The following is a 15,926-nucleotide window of genomic DNA, read 5'->3' as shown; positions in this document are numbered from 1 at the left end:
CCGCCTTCCAGCGGGCCCTCCGGGCGCTTCGTTCTTTCGTGTTTCCAGCTTACCAGATGTTTTCCGCTCCGTTTTCCGGAGTTTCATTCATCCGACTCGCCGGTGTCTTTCCGGGCTTGGCGCCCCGTCCGACGTTTCAAACACTAGCCGATCACCGCTCGAAGAAGCGAATCCGGCCGCAATCCGATAAAACGCACATGACAAATAAGCCCCAGGTCAGAACGCGCAAAACGCGGACATGACCCGGCGAGAACCGAGAAGTGGTGTTTCAAGGGATTGGCCGCTCCGGGACCGTCCGCGCAAACGCGTGTCCGGTGCTCCCAGCCGAGCGGCTAGAAAACACTACACCCAACTCGACCTCTACGGCGACCACGCAGGCGGCACCGTCCCACCCGGGTGGCAAGCGTTCGCCGGCCGTACTCCCACTCAGCGTTCGCGCCCGCGCGGCTTCAGGGGGGTGGCGGGGAGCTCCGGGGCGGGCAGCCGGGTGCCGGCGTAGCCGTGGACCTCGCCGAAGCGGGAGCCGGTCGTCCAGTCGGCGCGGGCCCGGGCGATGTCCTCGGTGGTGCGGCCGATGAAGTTCCACCACATGACGATCCGCTCCTCGAAGGGCAGGCCGCCGAGCAGCAGGACGGCGCCGTCGGTGTGGGCGTGGAGCGGGAGTTCCCGGCGGCCGCAGCCGAGGTAGAGCATCGAGCCGGGTTCGACCGGGACGCCATCGACGTCGATCCGGCCGGTCATGGCGAGCACGGCGTACTCGAAGTCGGGGAGCAGCGGCAGGGCGTGGGAGGCGCCCTCGGTGAGCGCGAGGTCGGCGCCGACCAGGGGGGTGTGGGTGGTGCCGGGCGAGGTGGCGGTGTCCAGGGTGCCGAGGATGACGGTGGCGCGCAGGCCGGCGGCGGTGACCACGGGCAGGTCGGGGTGGTGCTCGAAGGAGGGGGCGGTGTGCCGGTGGGCGTCCGGGAGGGCGACCCAGAGCTGGGCGCCGTGCAGGTAGCGGGCGTGCGGGCGCGGGGACTCCTCGGAGTGGGAGATCGCCCGGCCGGAGGTCATCAGGCCCAGTTCGTACGGCCGGACGGTCTGCAGGCTGCCGAGGCTGTCGCGGTGGAGGACTTCCCCGCTGTGCAGCCAGCTGACCGTCTGCAGGCCCATGTGCGGGTGCGGCGGGACCTGCATGCCGGGCCGGTCGGCGATGTCGTCCGGCCCGTAGTGGTCCACGAAGCACCAGGCGCCGACCATCCGGCGGCCCAGGTTGGGCAGCAGCCGACGGACCACCGTGCTCTCACCGAGCGGAACATGATGGCCCGTCAGCAGATCGCGGACCGGGCCGCCGGTGGCCTCGCCGCCGCAGCTCGTCGGGGCGGGCCTGAGGTCGAGGTTGCTCATCGCGGTTCCACCACCGTACGGAGAGGAGAGGGGCCGGGCCGGGTGCAGGAGGGGCGTTCGCACCGATCATCCGGTACGGCGCCCGGTTCCTCCACCCGTGCCCGGCCATCCGGCGGCGCCGCGGGGAGCGGGGGTTGCCTCAGTGCTCGCAGGCCCACCAGGCGTCCGCCGAGGCCTTGGCGGCGAGCTCGCGCAGGTTGTGGACCGCCCGGGCCGGGTCCTCGGCCCCGTACACCGCCGAGCCGGCCACGAAGACGTCCGCGCCGGCCTCGGCGCAGCGCTCGATGGTGGCCGCGGAGACGCCGCCGTCGACCTGCAGCCACAGCTCCAGGTCGTGCTTGGCGATCAGCTCCCGGGTGCGGCGGATCTTCGGCAGCATGATGTCCAGGAAGGCCTGGCCGCCGAAGCCGGGCTCGACCGTCATGATCAGCAGCATGTCGAGCTCGGGCAGCAGGTCCTCGTACGGCTCGATCGGGGTGCCGGGCTTCAGCGCCATGGAGGCGCGGGCGCCCTTGGCGCGGATCTCGCGGGCGAGCCGGACGGGCGCGGCGGCGGCCTCGACGTGGAAGGTGATCGAGCCGGCCCCGGCCTCGACGTACTGGGGGGCCCAGCGGTCCGGGTCCTCGATCATCAGGTGGCAGTCGAGCGGGATGTCGGTGGCCCGGGCGAGCGACTCGACCACCGGGACGCCCAGGGTCAGGTTCGGCACGAAGTGGTTGTCCATGACGTCCACGTGCAGCCAGTCGGAGCCCCGGACGGCCTCGGCCTCGTCGGCGAGCCGGGCGAAGTCGGCGGAGAGGATGCTGGGGCTGATCTGGGGCATGGCCGACTACCTTCGTGCGAGGGGCTTGCGAGGGCTGGGCGTCCACGGGGCGGGCGCCTCGGCACCCGGGGCGGGCACCTCGCCCCATCATCCCGCGTCGCGCGGTCGCCGACCGCACCCCTCGGCCGCCGGGTGACCGTGATCACACCCCGGCCGGGTTGCCGGGGCCGCCCGGGTGGCGGTCAGCTCGTGGACGACTCCCGGCCCGCGGCCGGCCCCTGCAGCGAAGAGGAAGGCGTCCCGATGTCCGACCCCGTCCACTCTGCCCAGTCCGTCCGCTCCGTCGGCTCGGTCCATCCCGCCGGCTCGGTCCATCCCGTCGGCGCCGTCCACCCCGCCCGCGCCCTGTGGTGGCTCTTCGAACCGGTGTACGCCGTCACCTTCCTCCAGCCCGAGAGCCGGGCGGCCTTCGAGGCGCTCGGACTGGACGGCGGCTGGCGCGGCTACTTCGCCGCCCGCTCGGCCCCGCTGGGCGCGGTGGGCGTGCTGGGCGCCCCGCCGGTGACCGCCGCGTTCTTCAGCTTCGCCCCGGCGACGGTCGAGCGCGCCCTGCCTGCGGTGTGGACCCACGCGAGCCCCGGGCAGGCGCTGGCCGCCCGCACCGAGGCATCGGCGGCGGTGCTGGCCCGACTGCTGTCGGAGGTGCCGTCCGAACAGGTCGAGGCGGCGGCCACCGCGCTGGAACGGGCCGTCGCCCGGGCGGACTGCGCCGGCCGGGTGCTGGCCGCCGCCAATGCCGCGCTGCCGCGCCCCGCGGACGCGTACGGGCGACTGTGGCAGGCCGCGACCGTGCTGCGCGAGCACCGCGGCGACGGCCACGTGGCCGCGCTGGTCGCCGCCGGGCTGGACGGCTGCGAGGCGCCGGTGCTGCACTGCGCGACGGGGGCCTCCCGCCAGGTGCTCCAGCCGATGCGCGGCTGGACGGACGACGAGTGGGACGCCGCCGGAGCCCGGCTGGTCGAACGCGGCTGGCTCACCGCCGACGGCACGGTCACCGAGCTCGGCCGGATCCGCCACCAGGCCCTGGAGGACGCCACCGACCTGGCCGCCGCCCGACCGTGGGAGGGCCTCCCGGACGGTGAACTCGACCGACTGACAGCCGCATTGAGGCCACTGGCGGCGATCTGCCGGGCACAGATGCCGATCGACCCGCTGGCGATGCCACCGGTCCGCCCTTAGCCGGCCACCCCGTCCAGCGGCGCCACCGGGGACGCCGCTGACCGGCCGTCATGCCCGCACCGCGCCCTGACGTGACCGCCGTCACACCCCGCCCGGGATTATCGGAGCCTCCCCCGTGGTCATCAGCAGGTGAACGACCCCCGCGCACCCGCCCGGACGGCCCCCGCACCCCGCCGTCCGCGCGACCGCGCCGGGGCCGTGCCGACCAGTCGAGCTCCCCGCCCCCGCCCGGAGCTCCGTCCGAGGAAGGTCTCCCGATGGCCGATCTGGTCCATCCCGCCCGTGCGCTCTGGTGGCTCTTCGAGCCGGTGCACGCCGTCACCTACTTCCAGCCCGAGGCCCGCGACGCCTTCGAGGCGGCCGGGCTGCGCGGCTTCTGGCGCGGCTACTTCGCGGGCCGCTCGGCCCCGCTGGGTGCGGTGGACGCCCCGCCGGTGACCGCCGCCTTCTTCAACTTCGCCCCGGCGATGGTCGAGCGCGCCCTGCCCGCGGTGTGGTCGCTGGCGAGCCCGCAGGAGGCGCTGGCCGCCCGGACCAAGGGCTCGGGCGCGGCGCTGGCCCGGCTGCTGGAGCACGTGGGGCGTTCGCAGGTCGAGCGGGCGGTCGAGACCCTGGAGCAGGCCGCGGCCCGACTGGACTGCGCCGGCCGGGTGCTGGCCGCCGCCAACGCCGCGCTCCCGGCACCGACCGGACTGTACGAGCGGCTGTGGCAGGCCGCCACGGTGATGCGCGAGCACCGCGGGGACGGCCACGTGGCCGCGCTGGTGGCCTCCGGGCTGGACGGCTGCGAGGCGCTGGTGATCCGCTGCGCGATGGACATGCGGCGCGAGCAGCTCCAGTCGGTGCGCGGCTGGACGGACGACGAGTGGGACGCGGCCGCGGAGCGCCTGGTCGAACGCGGCTGGCTGACCGCCGGCGGCACGGTCACCGAGCTCGGCCGGATCCGCCACCAGGCCCTGGAGGCCGCCACCGACCTGGCCGCCGCCCGGGTCTGGGAGGACTATCCGCGGGCCGAACTCGACGACCTGGCCGCGGCGTTGAAGCCGATCTCGGCACTGTGTCGCAGCTCCCTGCCGTTCTACCCGGTGGGGCTCCCGGACAACAGCTGAGCGTCCCACCGGCCGCGCGCCACACCGGCCGAGCCCGCCCGAGCGCGCTGACCCTCACCGGACCCGAGCATCACCGGACCCGAGCATCACCCGCGCCGGGCGGGCCGAGCACGATCCCCCGCCCGGCGTAGAACTGCCCGAACGAGCGCCACGGCACCCGGGCGAAGGCCTGGGACTCCCCCGGGAAGCCGGACGGGTTGTGGATCAGCAGCGCCGAGTGGGTGGCACCCACCGCCAGCACCAGGTGGCCGCCGCGCCGGATCGGCTCCGGACCGTCCGGCTCGCGGATCGACGGGTGCACCGACAGCATCACCAGCCGCCCGCCGGTCACCTCGGCCGCCACCTCCACGGGCGTCAGCTCCGCCGCCCGGGCGGCCAGTCCCCAGCGCCGCCGGGCGTAGTCGGCGAACGGCACGTGGACCAGCCCGCGCAGGCTCTCGCCGTCCCGGACGTACGCCCCGGCCGCCAGGCACTCGCCCGCCAGCACCATCGCGGCCGGGGTCACGCCCCACCAGTGCTCCAGCGCCATCCGCAGGCAGGCCACCCCGCACAGCCGCCAGGACCACCACGCGTACTCCTCCGCGGTGGCCGCGCCCGACTGGCCCCAGCGCGGGTCCCGTGCCGCGTCCAGCCGCCCGTCCACGATGTCCCGCACCAGCTCCGCGGACTCCCACTGCGCCCGGTACGGCACCTCGTGCACCACCCGCGCCGGTCGCACGGCGCCGTCCTGATCGACCATCCCCGAACGCTCCCACACCGGGGCGGCCGGACGACCGACGACACTCCTCGGGTACACCTACTCGGACCCCGGAGCCGCGCGCCGGCCCCTCCCGCTACACGCCCGCGGCGCCGTCCTTGACCGGCGCCTCGACCGACCCCACCCCGTCCACCTCGCCCACCCGCCCGCCGTCAGACCGCTCGCCGCCCGACTGCTCCCCGTCCGACCGGTAGGCCAGCCGCTGGGCGGCGTGCCGCCCGCGCTCCTCCACCGGCAGCTGGCCGGTCGCCCCGGCCAGGCCGTAGGCCGGCATGTCGAAGTAGATCGACTCGTAGCCGCCCTCGGGAACGATGTACGTCTCGTGCCAGAGCCCGACGTGCCCGCGCGACTTGCCCTCCCGCACCATCCGGTTGGCGATGCCCCACACCGTGTGGTGGAAGCCGTCCGGGGCGGTCGCGTAGCGGTAGAGGTGCTCCTTCGACTCCCAGTACTGGACGACGTAGTAGGAGCGCGGCGAGGCGGTGAGCAGGATCCGGCCGCGCAGACCACGCTGAGGGCTGCGGCCCAGCTCGTACAGCATCCGGAACATCGCGAACATCACCGGGCCCCAGTGGTGCACGGCCCAGAAGCGGTTGATCCGCATGCCGATCAGCAGCACCACGGTGTCGCCGGTGGCGGCGGCGGTGGTGTAACCCCGTCGCGGCTTGGCGAACATCGAGCGGACGAACGTGTTTCCCATCGACATGCCGGCCTCCCGAACGTGCCCCAGCGCCTCATGTAATCGGTGATTACATCAGCGCGTGCGGGGTCGGTCAAGGCTCGCTGCAGCCACAATTCCGTTACCGCCCGGGCGGGTTGACACCCTTCCCGACTCCGTCGGCGGCGCCCCCTATGCCCTGCCGGAAGGTGTCGAGCACCTGGAGGGCCAACTCCTCCGCCTTCTCGGCCGGCAGATAGCCGTCCACGATCATCTGCGCCAGCCCGTACACCAGCGCCTGCCCGGACAGCAGCACCAGCTCCGGATCCCCGGCCCGCACCCGCCCGGCCGCCTGGTCCGCCACGATCAACTCGGTGAACGCCCGGTCCATGCCGTCCAGTTGCTCCCGCAGCTGCGGATCCCGGGAGGCCGCGAACACCCGCGAGCGCACCAGCTCGAACCGCCGCGGATGGCGCAGCGCGTACCGGACGAACCCCAGCCCGAGCGCCCGCATCGCCGACCCGCCGACCGCCTCGGCGGCCGCCACCTCGGCCTCCTGCCACCGGGCGAAGTCCGCCAGCACCCGGTCCGCCACCGCCGTCAACAGCGCCTGCCGGTCGGCGAAGTGCCGGAACGGCGCCCCCGCCGACACCCCGGCCCGGCGCGCCACCTCCCGCACGCTCACCTTCTCCTGGCCCTGCTCGTCCACCACCTCGAACGCCGCAGCCACCAGCGCCTCCGGCAACGCCCCGTGGTGGTACGCCTCCCGCTCCTTCATGGATGCCTTGCTACCACAACCGGCGGGGCCGTCGGGGCGGCTGCCGCCGACCGAGCCCCTGCCCCCGACGCCAAGGCCGGGGACAGGGACGGAGGCAGGGGCCGGCAGGCCCGACCTACCAGGCGTAGTCCTCCGGGGCCGGGCGGTGGCCGGGGAAGAGCTCGTCGAGGTGGTCCAGGGTCTTCTGGTCGAGCTTCAGGTCGAGCGCGCCGAGGGCGGCGTCGAGGTGGGCCGGGGTGCGGGGGCCGATGATGGGGGCGGTGACGGCGGGGCGGGAGAGCAGCCAGGCGAGGGCCAGGTCGGCCGCGTCGACGCCGAGTTCGGCGGCGAAGTCCTCGTAGGCCTGGAGCTGTTCGCGGTGCTGGTTCAGGAGGTCGGCCGCGTAGCCCGTGGCGCTGCGGCCGCGGGTGCCCTCGCGCTCCTTGCGCAGGATGCCGCCGAGCAGGCCGCTGCGCAGCGGGGACCACGGGATCAGGCCGAGGCCGTAGTGCTGGAGGGCGGGGATGACCTCCAGTTCGACGGTGCGGTCGAGCAGGTTGTAGAGGGACTGCTCGCTGACCAGGCCGAGGAAGTGCCGGGAGCGGGCGGCCTCCTGGGCCTGGGCGACGTGCCAGCCGGCGAAGTTGCTGGAGCCGACGTAGATGATCTTGCCCTGGGCGACCAGGACCTCCATCGCCTGCCAGATCTCCTCCCAGGGCGTGTCCCGGTCGATGTGGTGCATCTGGTAGAGGTCGATGTGGTCGGTCTGCAGCCGCCGCAGGCTGGCCTCGACGGCCTTGCGGATGGCGAGCGCGGAGAGCCGGCCCTCGTTGGGCCAGTCGCTCATCTCGGCGTAGGCCTTGGTGGCGAGCACGGTGCGCTCGCGACGGCCGCCGCCCTGGGCGAACCAGCGGCCGATGATCTCCTCGGTGCGGCCCTTGAGGTTGCCCTCGGGGTCGCGGCCGTAGGCGTTGGCGGTGTCGAAGAAGTTGATGCCGCGCTCGTGGGCGGTGTCCATGAGGCGGTGGGCCTCGGCTTCCTCGGTGTGGGGGCCGAAGTTCATGGTGCCGAGGCAGAGGCGGGAGACGGTCAGGCCGGTGCGGCCGAGGTGGGTGTACTCCATGGCGCCCCACCTAAGGCCACACCGGCCACGGTGTCCAGCACATTCCGCCGAACCGGGCGGATCAGCGCCCGTGGGTGGCGAACTTCCGTACGGCCAGCGGCCCGCAGACCGCGAGCAGCGCCGCGCACCAGAGCAGGGTGGAGAGCAGGGCGTGCTGCATCGGCCAGGCGTCGCCGGGGGCGGACGGGTTGCCGAAGAGTTCGCGGCTGGCCTGGACGACGGAGCTGATCGGATCCCAGTCGGCGATCACCCGCAGCCAGCCGGGCATCCCCGTGGTGGGCACGTAGGCGTTGGTCAGCATCGCCACCGGGAAGACCACGACGGAGAGTTGACCGGCCGCCTCCTCCTTGCCGACGGCCAGCCCGAGCAGCGTGCCGACCCAGGTCATCACGAACCGGAAGAGCAGCAGCAGCCCGAACGCCCCCAGCGCGTCGGCGACGCCGTGCCGGGCGCGCCAGCCGGTGGCCAGTCCGACCAGGGTGAGCAGTGCCAGCACGACCACGGTGACCAGCAGGTCGGCGAGGGTCTGCCCGAGCAGCAGGCCGGTGCGGGAGACGGGCATCGAGCGCAGCCGGTCGGTCACCCCGCGGCCGACGTCGCGGGCGGCGCCGACCATGGTGGGCATGATGCCGTTGGTGGCGACCATGGCGAACAGGCCGGGCATCAGGAACTCCCGGTAGTCCCCGCCGCCGGGCACCTGCATGGCACTGCCGAAGACGTATCCGAAGACCACCACCATGACCACCGGCACGCCCAGCGAGGCGGCCAACAGGCCCGGCGAGTGGCGGTAGTTGAGCAGGATGCGGAGCATGGAGGTGCCGGTGTCGGCGACCAGCCGGGCGCCGCTCGAAGGGCGCGAGGCGGTGTGGACGGCGGGGTGGACGGCGACGGACATCAGGCGGCCTTTCCAAGGTCGGCGGTGTTTCCGGACTCGCGGGGCTCAGCGGTCTCCCGCGGCTTCCCGGTGAGTGCGAGGAACACGTCGTCGAGCGAGGGCGCCCGGACCGCGACGTCCTCGGCGACCACCCCGGCGGCGTCCAACTCCCGTACCAGCGACGGCAGCAGGACGTTCGCCCCGGGCGCGGTCAGCACCGTGACCACCCGCTCGGCCACGTCCACCTGGGCGTCGCCCCCGGACAGGGCCGACAACACCACGGCGGCGGAGCCGAGTTGGCCCGGGTCGGCCAGGGTGACGGAAACCTGGCTGCCGATCGCCGCCTTGAGCCGGGCCGGTGGGCCGGTGGCGATCGCGGCGCCGTGGTCGACCACCACGATGTCGTCGGCCAGCCGGTCGGCCTCCTCCAGGTACTGGGTGGTGAGCAGCACGGTGGTGCCGCCGTCCGCCAACTCCTTGACGGTGTCCCAGATCTCCTGGCGGCTGCGCGGGTCGAGCCCGGTGGTGGGCTCGTCCAGGAAGAGCACCGGCGGGCTGGTGACCAGGCTGGCGATCAGATCGAGGCGCCGGCGCATGCCGCCGGAGTAGGTGCGGACCAGCCGGTCGCCGGCCTCGGCGAGGCCGAAGCGGGTGAGCAGTTCGTCGGCGCGCGCCCGGGCCCGACGGCCGCCGAGGCGGTGCAGCCGGCCGAACAGGTGGAGGTTGTCGCGACCGGTGATGCCCTCGTCCAGCGCGGCGTGCTGGCCGGCCAGGCCGATCGCCCGCCGGACCTCCTCGGCCTCCCGGACGGCGTCGTGCCCGGCGACCCGGACGGTGCCCTGGTCGGGCGCGACCAGGGTGGCGAGCACACGGACGGCGGTGGTCTTGCCCGCGCCGTTGGGGCCGAGGAGGCCGCAGACGGTGCCGGCCGGGACGGTCAGGTCGAGGCCGCGCAGGGCTTCGGTGGCCCCGAAGCGTTTCCGCACGCCGGCCATCTCGATGGCGGGTCGGGTGGTGTCCGACATGGCTCTGCCCTTCTCTAGGTACAGCGTACGTAGAAGCGGTTGCGAGCGCAATCGTACTACGTACGCCGTACGTATCTAAGATGGGAGGGCGAGGTGATCTTCCAGTGCCGTCCAGCAAGCCCCCGAACGAGTCCCCGACCAGCGCAGCGCGCCCCGAGGAGCCGCGGAAGCCGGTGCCCCCCGAGGCCCCCGAACTGATCTGGCTGCGCCCCGAACGCACCGGCCGCGGCCCCAAGCCGGCCCACAGCCGCGACTCGATCGCCGCGGCGGCGATCACGATCGCCGACGCCGAGGGCCTGGACGCCGTCTCGATGCGCCGGGTCGCGGCCGCGCTCGGCGCGGGCACCATGTCGCTCTACAACTACGTGCCGAAGAAGGAGCACCTGCTCGACCTGATGCTCGACGCGGCCTGCGGCGAGTACCGGCTGCCGCCCGAGCCGAGCGGCGACGTCCCAGCCGACCTCGCCGGCCTCGCGCACGAGCAGATGGCCATCTTCCGCCGCCACCCGTGGCTGCCCGGCCTGGTCATCGCCCGCCCCGGCATCGGCCCCAACGCCCTGCGCTACACCGACCACTTCCTCGCCGTCACCGCCCCCACCGGCCTGCCGGGCGGCACCCGGATGGAGGCGATGGCGATGTTCAACGGCTTCATCTGCCAGTTCGCCCAGTACGAGCAGACGGCCGCCGCGAGCGCCAAGTGGCAGGCGGAGATGGTCGGTTACCTCACCCAGGCGGCCATGAGCGGCGCCTACCCCAACCTCGCCCAGGCCTTCGCCACCGCCGGCCCGCCCGCCGACCCGGACCAGGCCTTCGACCGCACCCTGGACCGGGTCATCCTCGCCATCCTGGCGTCCCCGAACGGGAGTTAGCCCAGGACCTCCCGCGACAGCACCCCGGCCACCCGGCCGTCCACCAGCACCGCCACCGCCGGATGCCCGCCCGCCAGCACCGCCCGCGCCTCGGCCGCCGACTGCCCGACCCCCACCGTCGGCAGGGCCGGCCCGAGCAGCGGGCGCACCGGGTCGTCCGGCTTGGCCCCGCCGTCGGCCAGCGCCGCCGTCAGCACCTCCCGGGACACCGAGCCGACCACCTCCGGCACGGCCACCCCGTACGGGCGCGCCGGCCGCGCCAGCACCGCCGGAGCGACCCCGCCCGGCGCCGCGCGCAGCAGGTCCAGCGCCTCGCCGACCGTCGCGTCGGCGGCCACCGAGACCAGCGGGCCGGCGGGGTCCAGCAACTGACGCAGGCCGTCCGCATCCTCCAGGAAGCCCCACTCCCGCATCCAGACGTCGTTGTGCACCTTCGACAGGTACGAGCGGCCGGAGTCCGGCAGCAGCACCACGACCAGATCCTCCGGCCCCAGCCGCCGCGCCACCCGCAGCGCCGCCGCGACCGCCGTGCCCGAGGACGGGCCGACCAGCAGGCCCTCCTCGCGGGCGAGCCGGCGGGCCGTCAGCAGCGACTCGCGGTCCGGGATCCGCTCGAAGGAGTCGATCACCTCCGAGCGGTAGGCCTGCGGCCAGCGGTCCTCGACGGTCTCCGGGTGGAGGAAGTGGCCGATGCTCTCGACGAACCACGGACTGCCGTCCCCGCCCCCGTAGGTGGAGGCCTCCGGGTCCGCGCCGATGACGGTCACCGTGCCGCCGGAGGCCTCCTTCAGGTACCCGCCGGTGCCGGTGACGGTGCCGCCGGTGCCGACGCCCGCGACGAAGTGGGTGACCCGGCCGCCGGTCTGCTCCCAGACCTCCGGGCCGGTGGTCCGGACATGGGCGTCGGGATTGGCCAGGTTGTCGTACTGGTTGGCCAACCAGGCGCCGGGGATCTCCTCGGTGAGGCGGCGGACCACGTTGAACAGGTGCTGCGGATCCTCCTGCGGCACGGAGGTCGTCGCGAGCACCACCTCGGCGCCGTACGCCCGGAGGATGTCGGACTTCTCGGCGGAGGACTTGTCGGACACCCCGACGATCACCCGGTAGCCGCGCTGCCGCCCGACGAGGGCCAGCCCGATCCCGGTGTTGCCGGAGGTCGCCTCGATGATCGTGCCGCCGGGCTGCAGCTCGCCGTCCCGCTCGGCGGCCAGGATCATCGACAGCGCGGCGCGATCCTTGACGCTGCCGCCGATGTTGAGGAACTCGGCCTTGGCGTAGATCGGTGCGGCGATCCCGGCGCCGAGCCGGGTGAGGCGGAACAGCGGCGTGCCGCCGATCGCGTCGAGGACGGATTCGTGCACTGCGGTCATCAACGGCTCCCTGAATAGGCGTGTCCGAGCGAGCCTGCCCAAACCGGCCACCCGGCAGACTTTGACATGAGCACGAAGGGGAATGGCCGGTTCTCCCCCTACAAACCATCCAGGCCGCACCCGGAGGATCGAAGCGCGGCCCGGGATCCCGCCCCGGGCCGACCACATCCCCCCGCTACCGAACCTGTCACCGAACCTGTCACCGAAGGGACCGACCCATGCGCATGACCATCCGCCGCACCGTCGCCGCCGTCGCGGTCACCGCGGCCGCCGCCGTGATGACCACCGTGGGCGCCGGCACCGCCCAGGCCTCGACCTGGGACAACTGCCCCGACGGCGCTGTCTGCGTGTACGGACAGGACCAGCCCGCGAACACCCCGATCCTCAAGCTCTGGTCGTACGGCCCGCACAACCTCAGCAACATGTACGGCAACCACTGGGTGCTCAACAACCAGACCGGTGGCGCCGCGGCGCAGTTGTGTGACGGCTACAACGGGACCGGCAACTGTCACGACTACATGCCGGCCCAGACGGGCGTGTACGCCAACCTGACGCCGGTCAACTCCATCGTGCTCCTCCGCCCGTAACGCCGTCCCCGGGGCGGGCGCAGCGCTTCGGCCCGCCACACCAGGAGGGGGAAGTCGGCCCGGCCGACTTCCCCCTCCTCACCTCCCCGCCGAGGAGGCCGGCACCCGCTGCTCGGCCCGGTCCGCATCACTGTCGTAGCGCAGCCGGGAGCGGTCGATCTCGCCGAGATGACGCTCCGCCCATCCCGTCAGCGCGAGCAGCGAGTCGTACAGCTCGCACGCCATCGCCGTGGCCCGGTACTCCACCTTGGGCGGCACGGTCGGGTAGACGGTCCGTTCGAGCAGGCCGTCCCGTTCGAGGTTGCGCAGTGTCAGGGTCAGCATGCGCCGGCTGATGCCCTTCACCTGGCGTTCCAACTCGGTGAAGCGCGCCGGGCCCTGGGTGGTCACCAGCAGGATCCCGATACTCCACTTCCCGCTCACCCGGCCGAGGACCTCCAGGACCGAACAGGCGGCTTCCGCCGCTGGAGATTCGCACTCCGGCAGGCCTGTGACCTGGTGAGTCACATCGGTGTTCCTCTGGGACATGAAAGTGCCTCCTTCCGCCGGGCCCAATAGTCCCAAACCATGTTCTCTGTAACAAGAAGTGCCCCTAGAGAGAGAACGGGTTGTGAACCACACGGCTACCGGTACAACCGGTTCACGCGGGACGGCGCTCGCGATCCTGTGCGCGATGCAGCTGATGATCATCCTTGACGGGACGATCGTCACGGTCGCCCTCCCCACGATCCAGAACGACCTCCGGTTCTCCCAGGGCGGCCTGTCCTGGGTGGTCGACTCCTACCTGATCGCGTTCGCCGGTCTGCTGCTGCTGTCCGGGCGGCTGGGCGATCTGCTGGGGAACAAGAAGGTCTTCCTGGGCGGCCTGGTCACCTTCACCGTCGCCTCGCTGGTGTGCGGCGTCTCCGGCACCGCGGGCACGCTGATCGCCGGACGGTTCCTGCAAGGCGTCGGCGCGGCGCTGGCCTCCGCCGTGGTGCTCGGCATGATCGTGGGGCTCTATCCGGAGCCCGGTGAACAGGCCAAGGCCATGGGCGTCTACAGCTTCGTCTCCGCGGGCGGCGCGTCGGTCGGCCTGATCGCCGGTGGCGTCATCACCGACGCCCTCGGCTGGCACTGGGTCTTCCTGATCAACCTGCCGATCGGCGTGGTGGCCGCGTTCGCAGGACTGAAGAAGTTGACCCCGCAGTCGGGGCCCGGGCTGCGGGCCGGCGCCGACGCGATTGGCGCGCTGCTGGTCACCGCGGGGCTCTCGCTCGGCGTCTTCGCCATCTCCCAGGTCTCCGAAGACCGCTTCAGCGGCGGCGAGTTGACCGTCTGCGGCGCGCTCTCGGCCGCCCTGCTGGCAGCCTTCGTGGTACGGCAGGCCACGGCGGCCGACCCGCTGCTGGCCCTGCGCATCTTCCGCAGCCGGGAGATCAACGGCGCCAACACCGTGGTGGTGCTGGCCTTCGCCGCCGGGTTCGGCTTCCAGTTCCTCAACGCGCTCTACCTGCAACGGGTGCTCGGCTTCGACTCGATGCAGACCGGGCTGGCGTTCCTGCCCGCACCGCTGACGATCGGCGCGATCTCACTGTTCTGCTCGGCCAAGCTCACCGCCCGCTTCGGCACCCGCCGGGTGCTGCTGACCGGCCTGCTCCTGCTCGGCGTCGGGCTGCTGCTGCTCAGCCGGGCCCCGGTCCACGGCCACTACTGGGTGGACGTCGCGCCGACCCTGGTGGTGCAGGGCCTCGGCATGGGCCTGACCATCCCCGCGGTCATCATGCGGGCCATGTCCGGCGCCGAACCCGCCGACGCCGGTCTGGCCTCGGGGCTGAACAACACCGCGCAGCAGGCCGGGGCCGCGGTCGGCCTCGCGGTGCTGGCGACGGTGGCCACCACTCACAGCGACAGCCTGCTGCACGGCGGCGCGGCGCAGCTCACGGCGCTGCGCGACGGCTACAGCCTGGCCTTCGTGTGCGCGGCCGGCTTCGTCTTCCTCGGCTGGCTCGTCACCCTCCTCGTCCTGCGGGACACCCCGACCCCCGCCCCGGCCCCGGCCCCCGCCCCCGCCCCCGCCGCGCCGGACGCCGCCGTCCACCAACCGCTGGGCCGCTGAACCCCTGAACCCCTGAGCCGCTGAGCCGCTGAGCTGTACGAAAGGAATCCCGACATGACCGACAGGATCCGGGTGGGAGTGATCGGCGCCCACGCCGCACGCGGCTGGGGGCGCGGCGTTCACCTCCCCGCGCTGGAAGGCCTTGACCACTACCGCATCACCGCCGTCGCCGGCACCGGCATGGAGTCGGCCCGGGCGGCCGCCACGGCGTGGGGCGCCGAGCACGCCTTCGACGACGCCCGTGCGCTGATCGCGCACCCCGACGTCGATCTCGTCACCGTCGCCGTCCAACTCCCCCGGCGGGACGGCCTGGTGGAGGCCGCCATCGCGGCCGGCAAACACGTCTACAGCGAATGGCCGCTGGCACTGACGGCACCGGACGCCGAACGCTTCCGCACCCGTGCGCAGACCGTCGGCGTCCGGCACGCGGTGGGTCTGCAGAGCCGGCACCACCCGGCGGTGCGCCAGCTGCGGGACCTGGTCGCGGCAGGCCGGATCGGCGAGGTGCTGTCCGCCTCGCTGACCTACTCGCTGTCGACCCCGCAGGTGTGGTCGACCCGGTACGCGGCCCTGTTCGACCACACCAAGGGCGTCAACCACCTCGCCGTGGTCGGCGGCCATTCGCTCGACATGTTCTGCTCGGTGGTCGGCGACTTCACCGAGGTGTCGGCCACCCTGGCCACCCGGATCCGGCGGATCACCCTGGAGGAGACGGGCGAGGAGATCGAGGTCACCTCGCCGGACCAGATCGTGGTGGCGGGACTGCTCGCATCGGGTGCGGCGGCCTCCGCGCACCTCATGACCGGCGGAACGCGCGGTGACGGCTTCCGGATCGAACTGCACGGCCGGGCGGGCCGTCTGGTGCTGCGCTCGACCGACGACTCGCTGGTCGGCCCGGAGTTCGTCCTCGAGTACTGCGACGGCACGGCCGACCCGGTCCAGCTGCCGCTGAGCACCCCCTACCGGCCGGCCCAGCCCCAGCTACCGCCCGCCGTCCGCAACGTCCGCCACGTCTACGAGGAACTGGCGAACGCCATCCGCAGCGGCGGGCCGCTCGAACCCGACTTCGGCACGGCGGTCCGCACGCACCGGCTGCTCGACGCCATCAAGGAGTCCGCGCTGACCGGCACCCGCCAGTACCTTCGCTGACCCGCCCGGGTCGGGCCGGTGCGCGCCCCGGCCGCACCGCACCCCCCCCCCCCCCCCCCCGGGGGGGGGGGGGGCGCTCGCCGGGTCCGCGAACAAAGGCGCCAGCACCCCCCCGACCGAAACGGCCGCCCCCCCCCTCGCGACCTCAAAGCCGCCCGCCCG

16 protein-coding genes are annotated in these 15,926 nt (G+C 73.4%); 6 read left to right on the top strand and 10 right to left on the bottom strand.

Going from position 1 to position 15,926, the window contains the following annotated elements; genetic code table 11:
* Window positions 1-426: 426 nt before the first annotated feature.
* Both ABTZ03_RS43190 and rpe read right to left on the bottom strand, forming a co-directional pair.
* Window positions 427-1,386 carry a pirin family protein gene (locus ABTZ03_RS43190; RefSeq protein WP_350518761.1) on the bottom strand — a complete coding sequence of 320 codons (960 nt, stop codon included), beginning with the start codon at window positions 1,384-1,386 and terminating at the stop codon, window positions 427-429.
* 139 nt (window positions 1,387-1,525) lie between these two features.
* A complete protein-coding gene (rpe, locus tag ABTZ03_RS43185; protein WP_350518760.1) occupies window positions 1,526-2,209 on the bottom strand; it encodes a ribulose-phosphate 3-epimerase in 684 nt (227 codons plus the stop codon).
* A 243-nt stretch (window positions 2,210-2,452) separates the two neighbouring features.
* Between rpe and ABTZ03_RS43180 the strand changes: the two genes are divergently transcribed.
* Both ABTZ03_RS43180 and ABTZ03_RS43175 read left to right on the top strand, forming a co-directional pair.
* Window positions 2,453-3,388, top strand: coding sequence for an SCO6745 family protein (locus tag ABTZ03_RS43180; RefSeq protein ID WP_350518759.1), 936 nt, complete (start codon window positions 2,453-2,455; stop codon window positions 3,386-3,388).
* A 257-nt stretch (window positions 3,389-3,645) separates the two neighbouring features.
* The gene (locus ABTZ03_RS43175) at window positions 3,646-4,497 is read left to right on the top strand and encodes an SCO6745 family protein (RefSeq protein ID WP_350518758.1); all 852 of its coding nucleotides are present in this window, start codon (window positions 3,646-3,648) and stop codon (window positions 4,495-4,497) included.
* A gap of 70 nt (window positions 4,498-4,567) precedes the next feature.
* On the opposite strand, the gene ABTZ03_RS43170 is transcribed toward ABTZ03_RS43175, so the two are convergent.
* The 6 genes from ABTZ03_RS43170 to ABTZ03_RS43145 form a co-directional block, all read right to left on the bottom strand.
* Window positions 4,568-5,236, bottom strand: a complete 669-nt coding sequence (locus tag ABTZ03_RS43170) for a cysteine peptidase family C39 domain-containing protein (protein ID WP_350518757.1) — start codon at window positions 5,234-5,236, stop codon at window positions 4,568-4,570.
* Between the two features lie 94 nt (window positions 5,237-5,330).
* Window positions 5,331-5,930 carry a DUF4188 domain-containing protein gene (locus tag ABTZ03_RS43165; RefSeq protein WP_350518762.1) on the bottom strand — a complete coding sequence of 200 codons (600 nt, stop codon included), beginning with the start codon at window positions 5,928-5,930 and terminating at the stop codon, window positions 5,331-5,333.
* A gap of 124 nt (window positions 5,931-6,054) precedes the next feature.
* Window positions 6,055-6,690 (bottom strand): TetR/AcrR family transcriptional regulator, encoded by a 636-nt coding sequence (locus ABTZ03_RS43160; RefSeq protein WP_350518756.1) that lies wholly within the window; start codon window positions 6,688-6,690, stop codon window positions 6,055-6,057.
* Window positions 6,691-6,805: 115 nt separating this feature from the next.
* Window positions 6,806-7,792 carry an aldo/keto reductase gene (locus tag ABTZ03_RS43155; protein WP_350518755.1) on the bottom strand — a complete coding sequence of 329 codons (987 nt, stop codon included), beginning with the start codon at window positions 7,790-7,792 and terminating at the stop codon, window positions 6,806-6,808.
* Window positions 7,793-7,853: 61 nt separating this feature from the next.
* Entirely contained in the window at window positions 7,854-8,687 is an 834-nt protein-coding gene (locus ABTZ03_RS43150; protein WP_350518754.1) for an ABC transporter permease, read from the bottom strand.
* Window positions 8,687-9,691, bottom strand: coding sequence for an ATP-binding cassette domain-containing protein (locus ABTZ03_RS43145; protein ID WP_350518753.1), 1,005 nt, complete (start codon window positions 9,689-9,691; stop codon window positions 8,687-8,689). Before ABTZ03_RS43145 ends, ABTZ03_RS43150 begins: the two co-directional genes overlap by 1 nt.
* Window positions 9,692-9,864: 173 nt before the next feature.
* On the opposite strand from ABTZ03_RS43145, the gene ABTZ03_RS43140 reads away from it, so the two are divergent.
* On the top strand, window positions 9,865-10,560 hold the full coding sequence (locus ABTZ03_RS43140) for a TetR/AcrR family transcriptional regulator (protein WP_350518752.1): 696 nt from the start codon (window positions 9,865-9,867) through the stop codon (window positions 10,558-10,560).
* Here ABTZ03_RS43140 and ABTZ03_RS43135 read toward each other — a convergent pair.
* Complete coding sequence (locus ABTZ03_RS43135; RefSeq protein ID WP_350518751.1) at window positions 10,557-11,930, bottom strand: pyridoxal-phosphate dependent enzyme; 1,374 nt, start codon at window positions 11,928-11,930, stop codon at window positions 10,557-10,559. The two genes, ABTZ03_RS43140 and ABTZ03_RS43135, sit on opposite strands and share 4 nt — an antisense overlap.
* 218 nt (window positions 11,931-12,148) lie before the next feature.
* Here ABTZ03_RS43135 and ABTZ03_RS43130 point away from each other — a divergent pair, with 218 nt between their 5' ends.
* The gene (locus ABTZ03_RS43130; protein ID WP_350518750.1) at window positions 12,149-12,517 is read left to right on the top strand and encodes a hypothetical protein; all 369 of its coding nucleotides are present in this window, start codon (window positions 12,149-12,151) and stop codon (window positions 12,515-12,517) included.
* Between the two features lie 78 nt (window positions 12,518-12,595).
* On the opposite strand, the gene ABTZ03_RS43125 is transcribed toward ABTZ03_RS43130, so the two are convergent.
* Entirely contained in the window at window positions 12,596-13,045 is a 450-nt protein-coding gene (locus ABTZ03_RS43125) for a winged helix-turn-helix transcriptional regulator (RefSeq protein ID WP_350518749.1), read from the bottom strand.
* A 145-nt stretch (window positions 13,046-13,190) separates the two neighbouring features.
* Here ABTZ03_RS43125 and ABTZ03_RS43120 point away from each other — a divergent pair, with 145 nt between their 5' ends.
* Both ABTZ03_RS43120 and ABTZ03_RS43115 read left to right on the top strand, forming a co-directional pair.
* Complete coding sequence (locus ABTZ03_RS43120; protein ID WP_350518748.1) at window positions 13,191-14,615, top strand: MFS transporter; 1,425 nt, start codon at window positions 13,191-13,193, stop codon at window positions 14,613-14,615.
* Between the two features lie 54 nt (window positions 14,616-14,669).
* Complete coding sequence (locus ABTZ03_RS43115) at window positions 14,670-15,764, top strand: Gfo/Idh/MocA family protein (RefSeq protein ID WP_350518747.1); 1,095 nt, start codon at window positions 14,670-14,672, stop codon at window positions 15,762-15,764.
* The last annotated feature ends 162 nt before the right edge of the window (window positions 15,765-15,926 follow it).

The sequence above is a fragment of the Kitasatospora sp. NPDC096077 genome, assembly GCF_040303245.1.
Lineage (GTDB): Bacteria > Actinomycetota > Actinomycetes > Streptomycetales > Streptomycetaceae > Kitasatospora.
Note: the sequence above shows the minus strand (reverse complement) of the source record. Positions and strands in the feature narration are given on the sequence as shown.

What these genes read in the sequence shown, in the direction of transcription:
- ABTZ03_RS43155 (WP_350518755.1), bottom strand. Translation starts at nt 7,792, where the DNA reads ATGGAGTACACCCACCTCGGCCGCACCGGCCTGACCGTCTCCCGCCTC.
- ABTZ03_RS43125 (WP_350518749.1), bottom strand. Translation starts at nt 13,045, where the DNA reads ATGTCCCAGAGGAACACCGATGTGACTCACCAGGTCACAGGCCTGCCG.
- rpe (WP_350518760.1), bottom strand. Translation starts at nt 2,209, where the DNA reads ATGCCCCAGATCAGCCCCAGCATCCTCTCCGCCGACTTCGCCCGGCTC.
- ABTZ03_RS43150 (WP_350518754.1), bottom strand. Translation starts at nt 8,687, where the DNA reads ATGTCCGTCGCCGTCCACCCCGCCGTCCACACCGCCTCGCGCCCTTCG.
- ABTZ03_RS43145 (WP_350518753.1), bottom strand. Translation starts at nt 9,691, where the DNA reads ATGTCGGACACCACCCGACCCGCCATCGAGATGGCCGGCGTGCGGAAA.
- ABTZ03_RS43190 (WP_350518761.1), bottom strand. Translation starts at nt 1,386, where the DNA reads ATGAGCAACCTCGACCTCAGGCCCGCCCCGACGAGCTGCGGCGGCGAG.
- ABTZ03_RS43175 (WP_350518758.1), top strand. Translation starts at nt 3,646, where the DNA reads ATGGCCGATCTGGTCCATCCCGCCCGTGCGCTCTGGTGGCTCTTCGAG.
- ABTZ03_RS43120 (WP_350518748.1), top strand. Translation starts at nt 13,191, where the DNA reads ATGCAGCTGATGATCATCCTTGACGGGACGATCGTCACGGTCGCCCTC.
- ABTZ03_RS43130 (WP_350518750.1), top strand. Translation starts at nt 12,149, where the DNA reads ATGCGCATGACCATCCGCCGCACCGTCGCCGCCGTCGCGGTCACCGCG.
- ABTZ03_RS43180 (WP_350518759.1), top strand. Translation starts at nt 2,453, where the DNA reads ATGTCCGACCCCGTCCACTCTGCCCAGTCCGTCCGCTCCGTCGGCTCG.
- ABTZ03_RS43160 (WP_350518756.1), bottom strand. Translation starts at nt 6,690, where the DNA reads ATGAAGGAGCGGGAGGCGTACCACCACGGGGCGTTGCCGGAGGCGCTG.
- ABTZ03_RS43115 (WP_350518747.1), top strand. Translation starts at nt 14,670, where the DNA reads ATGACCGACAGGATCCGGGTGGGAGTGATCGGCGCCCACGCCGCACGC.
- ABTZ03_RS43165 (WP_350518762.1), bottom strand. Translation starts at nt 5,930, where the DNA reads ATGTTCGCCAAGCCGCGACGGGGTTACACCACCGCCGCCGCCACCGGC.
- ABTZ03_RS43135 (WP_350518751.1), bottom strand. Translation starts at nt 11,930, where the DNA reads ATGACCGCAGTGCACGAATCCGTCCTCGACGCGATCGGCGGCACGCCG.
- ABTZ03_RS43170 (WP_350518757.1), bottom strand. Translation starts at nt 5,236, where the DNA reads ATGGTCGATCAGGACGGCGCCGTGCGACCGGCGCGGGTGGTGCACGAG.